The sequence below is a fragment of the Legionella santicrucis genome, assembly GCF_001468135.1.
In the GTDB taxonomy this organism is placed as follows: Bacteria; Pseudomonadota; Gammaproteobacteria; order Legionellales; family Legionellaceae; genus Legionella; species Legionella santicrucis.
Genome location: NZ_LNYU01000042.1, coordinates 37,550 through 53,540 on the forward strand (window position 1 = coordinate 37,550; position 15,991 = coordinate 53,540).

Genomic DNA, 15,991 nt, shown 5'->3' on the forward strand with positions numbered 1-15,991 from the left:
CAATAATAGCGATTTTCATTACATTCCCAGGGAGATAGATCAAGAAAAATAATTATATTGATCTCCGATAAAAAAACAAAATCAATAGAGGCCGATTAAGCGAATTGGCGCTTCAGTTAAATCAGCAACTTTTATAGGTAAAACCATGCTATAAGCTCCTGAAGGTGGAAGTTTCGATGCATTACAAACATTTTCTACAATGTATTTTTTATTTTGTAACATTAGCTGGTGAACTATATAGTTATTTTCAGGTCTGTCAGGTGACAACGTATCAATACCTATCCCAGCTATATTTCTTTCCAATAGTAACTCAGCAGCTTTTTGACCAATACAAGGAAAAACTAAATTATTTCTGTATTGGTTTGCCTTGTTCCAGAACTTATCCCATCCAGTATAAAAAATAACGAAGCTGTGTTCAGAAATCATTTCATATTTGTACTCAAAATCCAGAATATCTTGCTCTGTAATTGTATAATCTTCACAAGATTTGTGGCTTATATCGACAACAAAGCAATGAGTAATTAGATGATGGCCAACAAGGTCCAATTCAGCAATATGAAGCCCATTTTTAATGCAATGAGCGGGAGCATCAAGATGTGTGCCAATCCCCGCAGGCATAGCGATGTTTTGTACTTTGAATTGTACTTCAGTAGTACATTCATCATAATTTAGCGTCGTCTGATGAGAAAAACCACAATCAATATCCCATGAAGGACTTTCCGGAGAAAGAGTTTGGGTTAAATCAATAATCTTATATGGAAAGGCCATAACATTTTTCTTAAGAAACAATAAAGCGATAACCGTGTAGTATAATTTAATGTGAGGTATGGATAAAGATGATATAAGATCTAGTCGATATCTGGATCCGTTCGGGCTGAGGAGATGCATAAGCATCGTCTCGAAGCCTTATCACGAAACATTAAATCCCATACAAGGCTTCGAGACGGCATAAATGCCTCCTCAGCCCGAACGGTACCTGATAATGCTCCAATCACTTATCCTAACTCACGTTAATTTAACTTATCAAAGCACCAAGGATTGGGCAAGATGAAAAAAAAGAAATGGGAGTTTTGGATTGATAGGGGTGGTACTTTCACCGATGTCGTGGCACGTAGCCCTGAAGGACAAATATTTAGTGATAAATTGTTGTCTGAAAATTCAGAAAGTTATTCCAATGCTGCCATCCAAGGTATTCAAAATATTTTGAAATGTACTTCTATCCCTAGCGATGAAATTGCATTTATCAAAATGGGAACAACTGTAGCAACTAATGCGCTATTGGAACGAAGAGGAGCCAAAGTACTTTTGGCGATAACTCAAGGATTCGGTGATGCTCTGCGAATTGGTTATCAAAATCGCCCAGATCTTTTTGCTTTAAATATTAAATTACCCTCTTTGCTCTATGATGAAGTTATTGAAATCAATGAACGTATTGATGCCAAAGGTACCGTATTACAGTCTTTAGATGAAAAAGATGCGCTGCAAAAGATGAAAAAAGCCTATGCGAGGGGATATCGTACGATTGCTGTCGTTTTGATGCATGCTTATCAATTTACAGAACATGAGCGAAAATTAAAAACAATCGCTCAATCTGTTGGCTTTACTCAAATTTCTATAAGTCATGAAATAGCACCAGTTATGAAATTAGTAAGTCGTGGCGATACAACTGTGGTTGATGCCTATCTCTCTCCAGTGTTACACGGTTACATACAAGGGTTACGTGATCAATTAAGTACGATTCCTTTATTTTTTATGCAATCTAATGGTGGCCTGATTCATGCAAAACTTTTTCAAGGTAAAAACAGTCTTTTTTCTGGCCCTGCAGGAGGAGTTATTGGAATGATTAAAACCAGTCAGCTGGCGGGTTTTAATCGCGTTATTGGCTTTGATATGGGAGGGACATCCACAGATGTTTCCCATTTTGCAGGTGAATATGAACGCAGTTTTAGCTATGAGTTTAGCGGGGTGCATATTCGCACTCCGATGATGATGATTCATACTATTGCTGCAGGAGGTGGGTCGATCCTGTATTTTGATGGCCAACGTTATGCAGTGGGACCTCAATCAGCTGGTGCAAATCCTGGACCTGCATGCTATCGTCGCGGAGGACCTCTCACAATCACCGATTGCAATGTGATGCTTGGCAAAATACAGCCGCAATTTTTTCCTAAGGTCTTTGGTCGTAGAGCAAATCAGGAAATTGATGTACATGTAGTGCATCAAAATTTTCAGGCTTTAGTAAATAAAATTAACGATACAACAGGGAGTAGAAAAACAATAGAAGAAGTTGCCGAAGGTTTTCTGAATATTGCTGTAGAAAATATGGCCAATGCGATTAAGAAAATTTCCATACAGCGTGGTTATGATGTAAGGCCATATATTTTAAATTGTTTCGGTGGGGCCGCTGGACAGCATGCCTGTCTTGTTGCCGATAATTTGGGTATTGAAAAAATCTTAATTCATCCTTTAGCCGGCGTTCTTTCCGCCTATGGAATGGGATTAGCAGAAATCAGTGTGTTGCATGAACAAGTTATTGAAAAGCCTTTTCAGCGTGGCATTATTTCTTTTTTACGTTCGAAGTTTGAAAAAATGGAACGAGCAGCTCGTATGGAATTAAATTCTCAAGGTTTAGAAAACCGAGAAACGATAAGTAAACGCCAAGTGCATTTACGTTACGAAGGATCGGATACTCAGTTAATTGTCGAATTCGGAACAATGAAGTCTATGCGAGAGGCATTTATTGCGCAACATCATAAGACATTTGGTTTTTCTTCATATAGAAAACCTTTAATTACTGAATCAATCACCATCGAATGTTCTGTGCCGAGTGAAATGGATGCGGAGTGTGCTGAAAAAATAATCCAATGCCGTTTTGAACATAAAATACCTCGGAGGGACACTGTAAAAGTTTTTACTCATGGCTCCTTCCGTAATGCTCCTGTATATATACGTGAAGAGTTATTATCCGGTGATTGTATTCAAGGTTGTGCAGTGATTACAGACAATCACTCGACTACTATTGTTGAACCAAGATGGCAAGCCGAAGTGACGTCTAAGAAACATCTCTTGTTAACACGTTATCAAACTGTAGCTACTAAAAAAGTAGATACGAACGTTGATCCTGCAATGTTGGAAGTATTTAACAATCGCTTTATGAATATTGCAGAACAAATGGGGGAGGTTTTGCGCAAAACAGCAAGTTCAGTCAACATAAAGGAACGACTTGACTTTTCTTGTGCCATTTTTGATGCACATGGTGAGTTAGTTGCAAATGCTCCTCACATTCCTGTACATCTTGGATCAATGAGTGAAAGTGTCAAATCTATATTGAAAAACAATAAAAAAATACACCCTAACGATGTATATGCTTTAAATGCGCCTTATCATGGTGGAACTCATTTGCCGGATATTACTTTAATTACACCTGTTTTTGATAAAGAGGGAGATCACTTATTATTTATCGTGGGTTCACGTGGTCATCACGCGGATATTGGTGGAATTACTCCAGGATCTATTCCCGCAGAAAGCCGGATGGTAGAGGAAGAAGGAATATTAATTAATAATTTTAAAATCATGGATCACGGGTATTTTTTAGAAAAGGCAACACGGAACTTGCTGACCCAAGCACAATACCCAGCCCGAAATCCTCAACAAAATATAGAAGACTTTAAAGCGCAGATTGCAGCGAATGCGCGTGGCGTACAGGCTTTATTAGAGCTTGTAGCGCAATTTGGTTTGGATGTTGTTGATGCCTATATGAAACATGTACGAGATAATGCTACTCTATCTGTTGAACACTTATTGAAACATTTAAAAAACGGTGAATTCACTTATTCTTTAGATGATGGCAGCCAAATTAAAGTGGCGCTTACGATTAATAAGCAAAAAAAACGGGCAAAATTTGATTTTACTGGCAGTTGTGCACAACATTCAGGTAATTTTAATGCGCCTACAGCTATTTGTAAGGCCGCTGTTTTATATGTTTTACGGTGTTTAATTGCAGAAAATATCCCATTAAATGATGGATGTTTCGTGCCAATTGAACTCATCATCCCAGAAAAAAGTATTTTGAAACCGAATTATCCTGCTGCTGTTGTTGCTGGTAATGTAGAAACTTCACAATGCATCGTTGATACTTTATTTGGTGCCTTAGGTGTTGTCGCTGCTTCGCAAGGAACCTGTAATAATTTTACTTTTGGAAATGAGCGTTATCAATATTATGAAACTTTATGTGGGGGAGCTGGGGCTGGTCCTGACTTTGATGGTGCTTCAGCAGTTCATACACATATGACAAACACTTATTTGACCGATCCAGAAATTTTGGAGTGGCGATTTCCTGTCTTGTTGGAAGAATTTGCCTTGCGAAAAAGAAGTGGTGGTATGGGGTTACATCGCGGAGGTGATGGTGTGGTGCGTCGAATTCGTTTTTTAGAAGAAATGATTGTGAATATTATTTCCAGTCATCGTGTTATACCTCCATATGGAATGCAGGGAGGAGCTTCGGGTAAGTTGGGACATAACTGGGTGCAACGGGTAGATGGTGCCATTGAAGAGTTAGGTGGATGTGCACGTGTTGAAATGCATCTAGGTGATGTTTTTGTTATTGAAACTCCAGGAGGAGGAGGGTATGGAAAAAGTAGGTGAATGATTCACTCATGGGGCGCAGCAATAAAGTTTAGCCAGTTATATTTTTGAACTATTCTCGCAATAATTTATTTTTTATCACTGACGATTTCCTATGAAGTTACTCGTGAAAGCCGCGAAAAATAGTACGTTTTTCGCGGCGTAATTTTTTAATAATCGAGAAATGGAGTCAAGTTTAACTGCCCTGTTAAATCACCCACTAGAAAAGAAAATTTATTATATAAATTGTTGGAAGGCAACGTGTTAGTGGTGATGGTAAAAGGTGCTGTAATTTCTATATTTGTATCCATCAAACACCATGTGTCAGTCTCAGATCCATTATAACATTGATTTGGCGCAGTAGATTTAGCATATGCTCTAAGTTTATATTTAGTACCTGGTGTAATGGGGGTTACTTTAGGGACGGTAACCCCCGCTGCATTACTTTGTTGAAATGCACTATGTTCTTGAAATCCAACAACCTCATAAGCATCTGTATTATTATTAAGATTGAGCTGAATATATCCCCCTGTAACTGGAATAAGATAAGTTTGTTCCGTTTGTATTTGAGGATCTACGTCACTATCCAGGAGCATTGCTGGTTCACCATTGATGGATGGCCAGGTAAGGTTAGCATTTTTGTCATATTGAATGTTCCATGTACTACCTCCTGCATTTTGTGCATTAATACCCGAAAATTGTAGTGTAGACAAACAAGAAGAAGTAAATTCGTTTTGATCATCAGTATTATCGAAAAGGGTACAGTTATTACTTCCTACTGCTGCATAAAGCTGGCTGAAATCATTAGAAAGACTAGCAGTATATTCGGTTCCATTAAACATGAAATTACTAAAAGTCGCAGTCAGGGAAGAGGTATTATTCTTATAAAAATTATTATAAGAATTTAAAAAATTAACATAATTCTCGGAATAAAAGAAGGTGTTGTTTAAACTTACATTATTACCATAATTACTTTTATATGCAGACATAATAGAGGGAAAATAGGTAGCAAGTCCTAGCGAAGAACCTCTGTTTGAGCTATTAAGAAAATACTTTACAACAGATTGAGTAGCACTAATAACCTCTTCAGCTGAGGGAACTAGTTCAGGAACGTTTCTCCCAATATTATTTGCCAAACTAATCATATCCACTACATCTGTAGCATCATTATCCCAAACAGAGGTACTGTAATCTGCTGATTTAAATCGACTACTGGCAATTATTTTCCAATTAGTGGCATTGGTTGCATAAGAGATTAAGTTATTTGAAAAATGATTAACAGCCATAAGTAAAGAGGGGATATTGGATAAATCTAAAACAGATAAAGTAGTTGTTTTGCCCGCATTTTGTACTGAAAATCCATTTACAATTATTGTTCCTATATCTAATCCATTTGCCGATAAATTTGAGGTTACATAGTTTAAAAAGGTACTGTATTGCCATCCCGCTCCAGGCTCCAGATCCTCTGAGCCAACCAAATATTTAGAAAAAGGAGATAAACCCGAAGCTAATTCAGCTACTCCTAAAAGGCAGGTATCAAATCCGATGATTTCAAATTTAGTTCCAGTAGTATTTACAGACCCTTGAACTGCAGCAACTATTTGATTAATCGGTGTTGTGGTGTCATTAAAATTTTCATCCGCTCCAAATCCACCATTAGGCCCGCCGCCATGATCCCAAAAAACCAGTATATATTTTTGCGCGGGAAAATTAGTTACTCCCCAGGTAATAAAGTCCTGAATTGTAGCGGTAGCACCCATATTTATCTTTCCTAAATTTTCCAATACAACGGAGTACCCCTCTTTTACGAGTTGTCGCTTAACCTCTCGCCATCCATCTTTATTTGCGCCTCCAGTTTCAAGAACGACACTCATATTTGCGGTAGAGCCAATGGACTGCATTTGTTGAATATTGAATGTCCCAAAACCATATTTTCTTTCTAAGTCACTTCCCACCATGTAAACGAGCACGGTAGTATTGGCTGGTTTTATAGCCATTTTTATTGGACTAGTAAGTGGAGTTCTTCCTTGATAGTCGATACTTAGGTGTTTGTTTATTGAACCTGTTTTAACTCCGTTTAAGGTTACCCAAATAGTACAGGAGGCATTGGGTGCAAGAAAAGCGCCACAATCATTCGTTTGTTTTATAGTACTTTGTGGCTGATTGTCTCCATCATTTACAATGGAAACTTTGATAGGCAGGGCTTGAGTTCTAACATTATTACGAATAACATATTTCAACTCTTGCATTTGACCTGATGGGATAGGTTGGATAGTGGGAATAGATGTAAAACTTAAAGGGAGCATTGCCCATAATGACTTCTCTAGTAACATACATCCCAGAAACATACTGCTGCAAGTAAAACTTTTTTGTCTTATTTTCATAAAAATCCCTTATTAATTATAAAAACTTCCAGTTGGCTACTAATTGCAATGTATTAGAATGAATAGAAATATTTATTGGAGAAATAGCAGTATCAACTTCATTAAGTCTTTCTTGCGACCCAGTCCTATTTGTTCTTAGATTTGCAGAGAAGAGGGAGCTTTTCATTCCAGTCATCCCCTATGACATAACCTCCGAACTGGATCCAAGTAAACAGCCCCAATTCTATATCAACCATCAAACGAGCAGTGATCAAAAATGAGTAACAAAGCGCAGTACACCATTAGTGCCTTGAGGGCGATTTTTAGCGTCTTGCTCCGAATACACATTTAAAAAGACAAAATGATTTTTACTCAGACTGTATACCATACCAGGCCCAATGGCCCAAACACTTTCTTTCCTACCAGGCACTCCAACTCCATTGGCTCGTGTATCAGTAATTTGATTGAAAAAATAACCATTAACGCCCACGGTGAGTTTTTCAATAATTGCATAACCTACTGCAATATCAGCAAAAATAGCCTGCCCCGCTTGCGTCGAATGAACATTAGGTCCAAATGAAACATTTGGACTGTGATTGACCCCATTCCAGAGATAATGAAAACGGGCTGCAGTAGATAATTTGGGGGTTAACCAAAATGTGAATGCCCAATAGGGATTTAATGACCAAAAATGGCTGCTGGGATTTATTGCATTGATACTACTATATCGTCCTATTGGTGCAATAACATCCAATTCAATACGTTGAACGTATAAAGGCCCTTTGCCATCTTTACGCATAATAGGATCAAATTGGAGTGCAGGGCCAACCCATAAATCACCAGGGCCACTTTCTGCTTTAAGTATGGTATTGTTTAACCCATCATTCACTTTGTCGTCTACAACCCAGGGTAAAAGTGTTGAAAACCCGAGAGTGGCTCCGAAAATTTTTTTTGTGGTGATGTAAATAAACTGGGTCACATTAGCAACGACATCCAGATCGGTACGTGGAAGTGGAAGTTTATTACCATTCTGATCATTAAAACGAGTACTCGTATAATATTGAAAATAATCTTGGAAATAAAATCCTGGTCCTGAAGGCGGACTTCCATCGTAGAAACTAGTATAACCTAGGTTGACTACAGGTTCGTCATAAGCCATTGTTGAGGAAGCGAATATCATCATCAAACTAAAACAACAATATAGTAGATTTTTCCTTTGCATAAAAAATAGTCCTTTTCCCAACTTTTGTTTTGCTTGAGTTTTTTTGACATTCAGGTTTAATTGCAATCCATCTTATTTTGTAACCAGAAATGCTTTTCAAGTAATATTCTAATCTTTATTTTTTGTATATTAATTTGGCATAATTTAGGCTATATATTTGATTATTGATTAGATTATGTCTCAATTATTGAGGTAGGACAATATAAAATAATTCATTAATTAATAAGTAAAGTAATCGTTGAAAAATAATTCGATCAATTAATATTGGATAAAAAATTATAGGAGATAATGATGCGTACCGCGTTTATAGGTTTAGACTATATTATTGATATTATGCACCCTCAGGGGAAAATTGCACGTGCTGCCACTCATGCCCTTGAGCGTGATGTTATTAAAAAGGTGAATGAAGTACTTAAAATCGCAACATTAAAAAATTGGTTAACGATTATGGTTAAAGTTGGATTTAGTGCACACTATATAGAACAACCCAAACATTCTCCTGTATTTGGAAAGGTTCATGAATTGGGGGCATTAAAATTAGGATCTGAGGGTACTGAATTTCATCCGGATTTGCATATTGGCAACAGTTTAGTCATTGTGAAACCGCGTATCAGTGCATTTTATGGAACTGCGCTTGATGCTGCGTTAAGAGCCAATCAAATCGAATGTGTTATTTTAGGAGGCGTTAGTACTTCTTGGGCGGTGCAAAGTACGGCGCGTGATGCTCATGATCGTGACTACAAAGTCTGCATTGTCGAAGACATTTGTGCTGCAGCAAGTCAAGAAGAACATCTATCTTCTATTCAGTTAATGGAAAGAATCGCCACCATTGTTTCTGTAGATGAGCTAAAAAACGTACCATGAAAATTCTTTTTAAAGCAGTAAACGTATTAAAAAATGAAATTAAGATTTGGTCATTGCTGCGCGGTATTATTGCCTTACTCCCTTTTGCTTTTCTTTATTTAAGTACCAATAATCCTTTGTGGTTACAATCCTCTGTTTTAACCATGGCCACTTTAATCGTTGAGGAACGGCTTGAATTGACGGCATTAGGCGTATTGTTCCATGGGTTTATTGTGATTATCATGTTTTATTTACTTTTGTTAACGCAACTTAATCCTGTGCTTTATGTTATTTCCTGTTCTTTGGCAGCGATGACCATATTCTGGATTACCATGAAAGGAAATAAATTACGCCATTTGGGCAGTTGGACGTTTATTCCCGCAATTATTCTTGCTACGGAGTTTGCTGCTGAAACACAACCTGAAAAATTGCTACAACAGGCTCCTCAATTCTTACCTTATTTCTTGATTGCCTTGCTTCCTAGTTTATTGATTGCTCAATATGATAAAGCACGGGCATTTTATAAAAAGCAATTCACTCATTATCATCCTCTAAGGCTCAGTGGCTTAGGGGATTTTGGAGAGCAAAACCCTTATATTGAAAATATGATTTCCATGGTAATTGCTGTGTGTATTTCAGCTTTTTTAGTAGAGTATTTTCATATGAGCAATGGGCAGTGGATGATCTGGGGAACTGCAAGTGTGATTACAGGGGATATTGCGACAAGCCCACAAAAATTGCGCCAACGTACTATAGGTGTTTCTATTGGTGTGCCTTCAGGTATTCTCTTAGGCCAATTTCTTATACCCAATACTTCTTTAAATTTGACCCTTACTGCTTGCTGTGTGTTTTTAACATTAGTTGCATTTCGTCGTTATATTATTGCCTACACTTTTCGGTGTTTGTTTGTTGCTATAGCCGTCATGTTGGCTACTCACTCGGCAAGTATTGCCTCGGAACGTTTCACACATGTTATTATAGGCGGATTAATAGGTTTGGTCTGTGTTATGTTTTGTCACTTTGTAAGTAGTATGCAAAATCATCTTGTTAAAAAATAAAATTAATTGGAGTCTGATGCAAATAATATTGTAATTATCAAACTAGGTAGCGTCCCTGAAGTTTTTTTAGACAATATTGAATCTTGAATTGAGCACAGATTTTTCAATCTCACTTCAATCTGCTCCCTCTCTCGCGCAAGGAATTTAAATAGTATTAGATGGGATAAATTTTTGAATTATTTTTTATTCCTAGATGCTTCCTATTTTTAATGTATGAAATTTCGTTATCAGCATTGAATTGATTTTACGCTAGTGATTCCTCTTGGTTTTTAAAGATGGCTTAGAAAAGTGATTTAGAGTTTTAACAGCGGAGTAGGCACGATGAACAATAATCCTAAATCAAAGCCTTTTTCAATGAGTTGGGCTTTTTTCGTGCAATTAAGTTTTTGCTTAAGACAAGCTATATAAAACTCTACAGTTTTTGCAGAAATTGACAATTTGTTCCCTATGGCTTTGGCAGTAAGCCCGCGCAATAAATAAAAATAGCATTCAGCTTCTCGAGAAGAAAGACCAAATTTACTATAATTATCAATCTCATAAGTCGTTTTAGTTCTAAACTCTAACAGCTCTTGTAAATGCCCAAAATAAGAATCTTCAAGTAATAACGCTTGGCCCAATATACCTTGCAGTTTTTCTTCATCATCAAGAAGAGGCGCTTTGCAGCCATACATAATTAATGGTTTGCTATGCGAAATAGTATCAATACTTAAGATATGAATAGTGTTAACTGATTCAAGGACTTGGCGATCATGGGCATCATAGAGTTCAGCAAAGTTAGCCACATACGAATTCGGAACTTCTTCATAATTGATTCCAATGTATTCTTGAGGATTCTTTAATCCTAAATAAGAAGCATAAGCTGGATTGCAAAATTGGCTATATAAATTTTTGTCACGCACAAAAACAAAACCAGGCAAATTCTTTAACAAAAGAGGCATTACGGACATCATAAATATTTTTCTTGATAATAGGAAGTTTTTTCGGCATTTAGATTCAAAATAATACCATTTCAACATGCCAAATGGAAAATTAAATTAACTTTAACGTCTATCTAATCTGAGTCATTAGTATTTTTCCTGGGTATTATGATTTAAGACATGAATATATTATCTCATTTTGACCATAAATAAATCAATGAGGATTGGACTAAACAAGGAGCGTAAAAGACCATTATCGGAGAAATTAATGAGTTATAAAGACGAGATAAGAGAGTTACAAGAGGCTTTAAGTAAAGAAGGTACAAATAAAAATGCTAATAGACTGATCGAATTAATAAAATGTTTGCCGGGCGGAGAAGCCAAACGAGAATTCATAATTGCTTTAACCAGCAGGGTGCTTGATTCAACCAAAAGAGATGAAACATTAAATGAACTTGCAAAATGCTTTGAACAAGTTCGGCTGGTTATGCAAAGAACACATGAGAGACGCAGCGGTAGTCCAGTAACAGAAGAAGAATGGGATAGAGTTGCTGGCATTATCCTTTTAGGGTCATCTCTGACTACCATACTGGCACCGGTTGTATTCCCACTGGCTTTTACATTAAGCCTTATAAGATACGCTAACCAAGAGGCAAGACAAGCACAAAAAGATGTATGCCTTTTGACGGAATTAAAATCTGCCTGCATCAATTTGGGATTATTGCCAAAGTTTAAATCTTCAATACACAACTTTTTTATTAGTCATTCCGGACAGAACTCAGTCGAAAATATGGATAAGTCATCGATAAGAATTATTCCTTAGTCATTTTTAAACAAAACAAGGAGCTAATGATGTTTCAGAAAAATGAGCATATAATGTTCAAACAACAAGTTAAACAAACAATTTTAAAGGTTAAAAATGTATCTCAATTAAATGATCTAATATTAAATAAGGTTTCTACAAATGAGATGGATCCAAAGCAGACTGTCATTTTTTTTGATTTAGATCTTACTGTTATGGATCGTGATGCAATCATGAGCGATTTGCATCCAATGGAGCGCCGAAAATTTATAGAATCTTTGGGGAAGATAGATCCCTCCTTGGTGGAACTAGCCTATTCTCAAGCACCTTATCATTTAATTGAAAAAGAAATAGCTAAGGTTATACAGCAATTTCAAGAGCAGGGTTTTATTGTTCTTGGTTTTACTTCTCGCAGGACTGGGAAAGCAAAAATAGAGTCTGCAACATTTGTTGAAGAGGACGCTTGTTCTAGCTTGAAAGATTTGGGAATTAATTTTTCAGCAATAGATGATAAAGAGTTTGATATTCCCGAAGGCTCTTTTCAATTAGAAAATCCTAATTTGTTACCCTATGAATTAGTTGGGAAACCGAAAATTTTTGGCCATTCTTTTGGAACATCAACAATATTCACTGCAAATTATCCAAAGGGCTTGATACTTGAATCAGTGATTAATTATGTAAATAGTCAACAAAATGAGATAAAAAGCGTCATTGTTATTGATGATAACATCAAATATTTGCAGAACTTAAAAGAAGTATGTGAAAAAAATAGATTGGCATTTTCTGGGCTGAATTATACTTACGCCCATGATAACAAAAAAGAGCTGAATGAAGATATTATTTCTATTCAAAAACAGCAGCTAATCGACAAACATGTACTACTCTCAGATGAAAAGGCATTAAGTCTATTAGAAAATACAAAACTAAACTCTTTTACTTAATTTTCAAAACAATGGCTTGGTCTAATGGAAAGTAAAACCAAGCCATCTACGATGAGGATTTTATCAATCTCAAATCGCAGCTTGAAGAACAAACGACTTTGGATAATGGGGTATATTTTATTACATTTCTTGGGTATTATTTTTTGAGATCTTCTCAAATTCAAATTACAGGAGTAATAATGCATATTGGTTACAAAAAAAGTCTAATTTTTGCTTTATTGATTCTACCCTCTTTCTCATTTGCAGCACAAAAATCTCATCTGCGTGGACAACGATATTGCGAGATTCTTATAGAAAAAAGCAGAGCAGATTATGCGGTATACAATACAATTGGCCTAAATAACTGTCCGGAAAATATTTGGGATAAAATAACGCCAGCTGTGGTCAAGAGCGAAACTGGCTCCTCTCATGTTCACTTAAATGGGCCTCGTTATTGGGTTATTGATGGACTTAAAAACTCAGATTTAGTGAATCCTAACGTTAAAACATTTAATGGATTAAAGATGCGTGAAGCAGGTGTACTCCATATTAGTTTCTGGGATTTATTTAGATCGGGTGCTCCTTATAAACAACTTCAGGTAGCCCGTCAAACAACATGGGTTTATGATGCAGGTAAACCTGTTTATGAACTTATTGACCCTAAAGGTAATGTATATGTGATGCAATCCTATAGTGTCCAAAAAACGTCGCAGACAGAACAATCACTGTCACAACTAGGCGCAAAGCTTAAATTACCTAGCAAATGGCAATTTAAAACTGGGGTTCTTAAAGAAACAGGTACTGTACAAGCGATTAACAACATGGCTATAGTTGTGCAGGATAATTTTTTAAATACGTATCAACAAGCAACCCATGATTTGCTGGTAGAAAGCAAAAATTAAAGAGATGCGCCCTTTGTTCTTATGATGTAGTTATTCCCTGTAGCTTTTGAGGTTCATCTTATTTTCTATAACCAATAAGATGAACCACCTTACTTTACTGTTTATTAAGAATTTTAGTAGGGAATGGGCGAAGTTCTTTGTGGGCTTTTAAAAAGTCTGTTATCTCTTCTGCCCCCTTTACTGTTGCTGACGAATAGAGCCCAGTAGTACAGGTATTCTTAGTATATTTATCTGTGACAATAAGATAAGGTCCTTTGTTGCGTACTACAGAACACTTACATTTTGCTTTTGAAGGATCTTTTTTATCAATGATACAGGGACTGTCCAAACACCAGGCCCAAGGACGTTCATTTTTGCAAATCGCAAAAGTTTTAATAGGATAATAGCGTGATTTTATAATTTGTCCTTTGCTTGTTTCTTTCATGCCAGTACAAGGTTTTGCTCCTGCAGAATAGCCTTCTTGCACAGAACAATGGCAAGAAACCCATCCTTTTTTTCCTGGTATAGGATTACAAGGGGCTGTAGTACATAAGGCAAATTTGCTTTTACAAAGAATAAAATCAGAGGTTTTACCCGTTACTGAGAAACTGAGTGTTAATAACAAGAACATTAATAGATTTTTTTTCATGACATATATCCTTATATTTTATTTCCATACTAAAATTTCTGGTGGTTTACGAGGTACTACTTGAGTTTCTCCGGCAGGAATACCTACGACAATTGGCGCAATAGCTACTATATTAGAGGGAAGATTCAGTTTCATTTTCCATTCAGGAGTATTTAGAGCTGAAATTGCAAGTCCAATAACACAGGTACCCAGTCCTTGCGCACACGCCGTTAGCATGAGATTCTCTGCTGCTAACCAACAATCAGCAGCAACAAAAGGACCATGATATTTACTGTAGATAATGATTAAAGTATTTGCATTATAAAATGCATGAAATTCAGGATTGTTCACCAATTCCAATAGATGTTTGATTTGTGTTTTTGGATAGTTATGGGCTTCGTTGTAAATAAGTGCTTTAACGCTGTTTGATAAACTATTTAACGTTTCTTTGTCTTGAATTACTACAAAGGACCAAGGTTCCTCATGCATGGCGGTAGGGGCTTGAACTGCCGCATCAAGTAATGAGTTGATTGTTGCACGGTCTATAGTTTGTGGCAGGTAATTACGTACAGCTCGGCGTCTGTAAATTGCTTCTATTTCACTCATAGGGTACTGTTCCTTAAGTCTATTAGAAGTAGCCATAATTTCCCTCCATTTGAACCTTTGTGATCCGTGCAAAAAGTCCTTTACTGTTAATAAATTCTGGTTCAACTTCTTATTTTGTCAAGTTTAACGTTGTTTTCGGTCACTCGAAAATCAAAGCATTTTTGATACAAGGCAATGAAAAGTAGATCGGTTTAGCGCTTTTGGAATGTAATGTAAACAAGCAGTTATTTTCTAAGACAGTTCTTAGTGAATCATGATAAATATGAAAATGAAGCTTCTTGAATAAGAGTAATTGTATTATTGAACATACTTACAAATCCATTAAACTATAACAATAAGTTAATGTGAGTTATGGATTAAAAAGCGAATCATTACCACGACACGTTCAAGCTAAGGAGCGCCCATTAGCCTGAAATGGAGTCAGGTAGACACTGCCTAATAAAATCCTTATTTCTGATTAAGGAGTTAATACTTGGAGGAGAAATGTGTATCAATACCGCTACGGAGCGATTATTCCGTATTTTTGGCCAGGGCATTATACTCATGTGGGCATTATGGATTTCTATTGTTTTTTTGACTGATTTTTGTAATCTAATGGTTGGATTTGGCCTATTGCCAGCTGATTTTCCTGCTTCATCCCATAATCTTGATTGGATACACACATTCCTCAAATTATATCGTCTTGATAATGATGCATTGTGTCTCATTCTTTTTTCAATAATCAACCTGTGGGTAATGAGTATTGCAGTGTTCTATTGGCGAGCTTTCATTTCCTATTACACAAATAAGCACTATTATATATATCGAACAATGCAGGCATTTATCTTAAATATGTCATTATTTGTATGTTTTTTGCTTGCCGATGAAATATTCATCCAATATCGAGCGGGACACTCTCACATGAGTATGTTGCTTTATATTTTTACCAGCCTTATCGTGTTTTTGTATTTGCACGATAAAAAAAACCAAAAAATAGGGTAACCTAAATTCATTGCTACGGATTGATTTCGATGTTCGTCCAATACTTAAATGTGCAGTCGTTAATAACTCATGTTACGCACGGGACTTGCTGGCTGACTAAAAAGCATTAGAATTCCGCTCTTAATTTTAGGGAGGGAATCCAATGGA

Annotated in this window: 14 protein-coding genes; 7 read left to right on the plus strand and 7 right to left on the minus strand. The window is 36.4% G+C overall.

Annotated elements, in window-relative coordinates:
• Positions 1-81: 81 nt before the first annotated feature.
• Positions 82-768 (minus strand): cyclase family protein, encoded by a 687-nt coding sequence (locus tag Lsan_RS09480; protein ID WP_058514159.1) that lies wholly within the window; start codon positions 766-768, stop codon positions 82-84.
• 279 nt (positions 769-1,047) lie between these two features.
• On the opposite strand from Lsan_RS09480, the gene Lsan_RS09485 reads away from it, so the two are divergent.
• Positions 1,048-4,644: a hydantoinase B/oxoprolinase family protein gene (locus Lsan_RS09485; RefSeq protein ID WP_058514160.1), complete on the plus strand. Its 3,597-nt coding sequence runs from the start codon at positions 1,048-1,050 to the stop codon at positions 4,642-4,644.
• Between the two features lie 149 nt (positions 4,645-4,793).
• Here Lsan_RS09485 and Lsan_RS09490 read toward each other — a convergent pair whose 3' ends face one another.
• From Lsan_RS09490 to Lsan_RS09495, 3 genes are all read right to left on the minus strand, one after another.
• Positions 4,794-7,007: a clostripain-related cysteine peptidase gene (locus Lsan_RS09490; RefSeq protein ID WP_058514161.1), complete on the minus strand. Its 2,214-nt coding sequence runs from the start codon at positions 7,005-7,007 to the stop codon at positions 4,794-4,796.
• 16 nt (positions 7,008-7,023) lie between these two features.
• The gene (locus Lsan_RS22055) at positions 7,024-7,173 is read right to left on the minus strand and encodes a hypothetical protein (protein WP_157068293.1); all 150 of its coding nucleotides are present in this window, start codon (positions 7,171-7,173) and stop codon (positions 7,024-7,026) included.
• Positions 7,174-7,257: 84 nt separating this feature from the next.
• Complete coding sequence (locus tag Lsan_RS09495; RefSeq protein ID WP_058514174.1) at positions 7,258-8,208, minus strand: SphA family protein; 951 nt, start codon at positions 8,206-8,208, stop codon at positions 7,258-7,260.
• Positions 8,209-8,496: 288 nt separating this feature from the next.
• Between Lsan_RS09495 and Lsan_RS09500 the strand changes: the two genes are divergently transcribed.
• Positions 8,497-9,072, plus strand: a complete 576-nt coding sequence (locus Lsan_RS09500) for a cysteine hydrolase family protein (RefSeq protein WP_237762087.1) — start codon at positions 8,497-8,499, stop codon at positions 9,070-9,072.
• The gene (locus Lsan_RS09505; protein ID WP_058514163.1) at positions 9,069-10,109 is read left to right on the plus strand and encodes an FUSC family protein; all 1,041 of its coding nucleotides are present in this window, start codon (positions 9,069-9,071) and stop codon (positions 10,107-10,109) included. The genes Lsan_RS09500 and Lsan_RS09505 overlap by 4 nt, the downstream gene beginning before the upstream one ends.
• A 293-nt stretch (positions 10,110-10,402) precedes the next feature.
• Here the strand turns inward: Lsan_RS09505 and Lsan_RS09510 are convergent, their stop codons facing one another.
• A complete protein-coding gene (locus tag Lsan_RS09510) occupies positions 10,403-11,047 on the minus strand; it encodes a LuxR C-terminal-related transcriptional regulator (RefSeq protein WP_058514164.1) in 645 nt (214 codons plus the stop codon).
• Positions 11,048-11,294: 247 nt separating this feature from the next.
• Between Lsan_RS09510 and Lsan_RS09515 the strand changes: the two genes are divergently transcribed.
• The 3 genes from Lsan_RS09515 to Lsan_RS09525 all read left to right on the plus strand — a co-directional run bounded on the left by Lsan_RS09515 (position 11,295) and on the right by Lsan_RS09525 (position 13,650).
• A complete protein-coding gene (locus Lsan_RS09515; RefSeq protein WP_058514165.1) occupies positions 11,295-11,849 on the plus strand; it encodes a hypothetical protein in 555 nt (184 codons plus the stop codon).
• A 29-nt stretch (positions 11,850-11,878) separates the two neighbouring features.
• Positions 11,879-12,769 (plus strand): DUF2608 domain-containing protein, encoded by an 891-nt coding sequence (locus tag Lsan_RS09520; RefSeq protein ID WP_058514166.1) that lies wholly within the window; start codon positions 11,879-11,881, stop codon positions 12,767-12,769.
• Positions 12,770-12,948: 179 nt separating this feature from the next.
• On the plus strand, positions 12,949-13,650 hold the full coding sequence (locus tag Lsan_RS09525) for a hypothetical protein (protein WP_058514167.1): 702 nt from the start codon (positions 12,949-12,951) through the stop codon (positions 13,648-13,650).
• 94 nt (positions 13,651-13,744) lie between these two features.
• On the opposite strand, the gene Lsan_RS09530 is transcribed toward Lsan_RS09525, so the two are convergent.
• Entirely contained in the window at positions 13,745-14,278 is a 534-nt protein-coding gene (locus tag Lsan_RS09530) for a hypothetical protein (RefSeq protein WP_058514168.1), read from the minus strand.
• Between the two features lie 18 nt (positions 14,279-14,296).
• Positions 14,297-14,899 carry a nitroreductase family protein gene (locus tag Lsan_RS09535; RefSeq protein ID WP_058514169.1) on the minus strand — a complete coding sequence of 201 codons (603 nt, stop codon included), beginning with the start codon at positions 14,897-14,899 and terminating at the stop codon, positions 14,297-14,299.
• 447 nt (positions 14,900-15,346) lie between these two features.
• Between Lsan_RS09535 and Lsan_RS09540 the strand changes: the two genes are divergently transcribed.
• The gene (locus tag Lsan_RS09540; RefSeq protein ID WP_058514170.1) at positions 15,347-15,844 is read left to right on the plus strand and encodes a hypothetical protein; all 498 of its coding nucleotides are present in this window, start codon (positions 15,347-15,349) and stop codon (positions 15,842-15,844) included.
• Positions 15,845-15,991 lie beyond the last annotated feature (147 nt).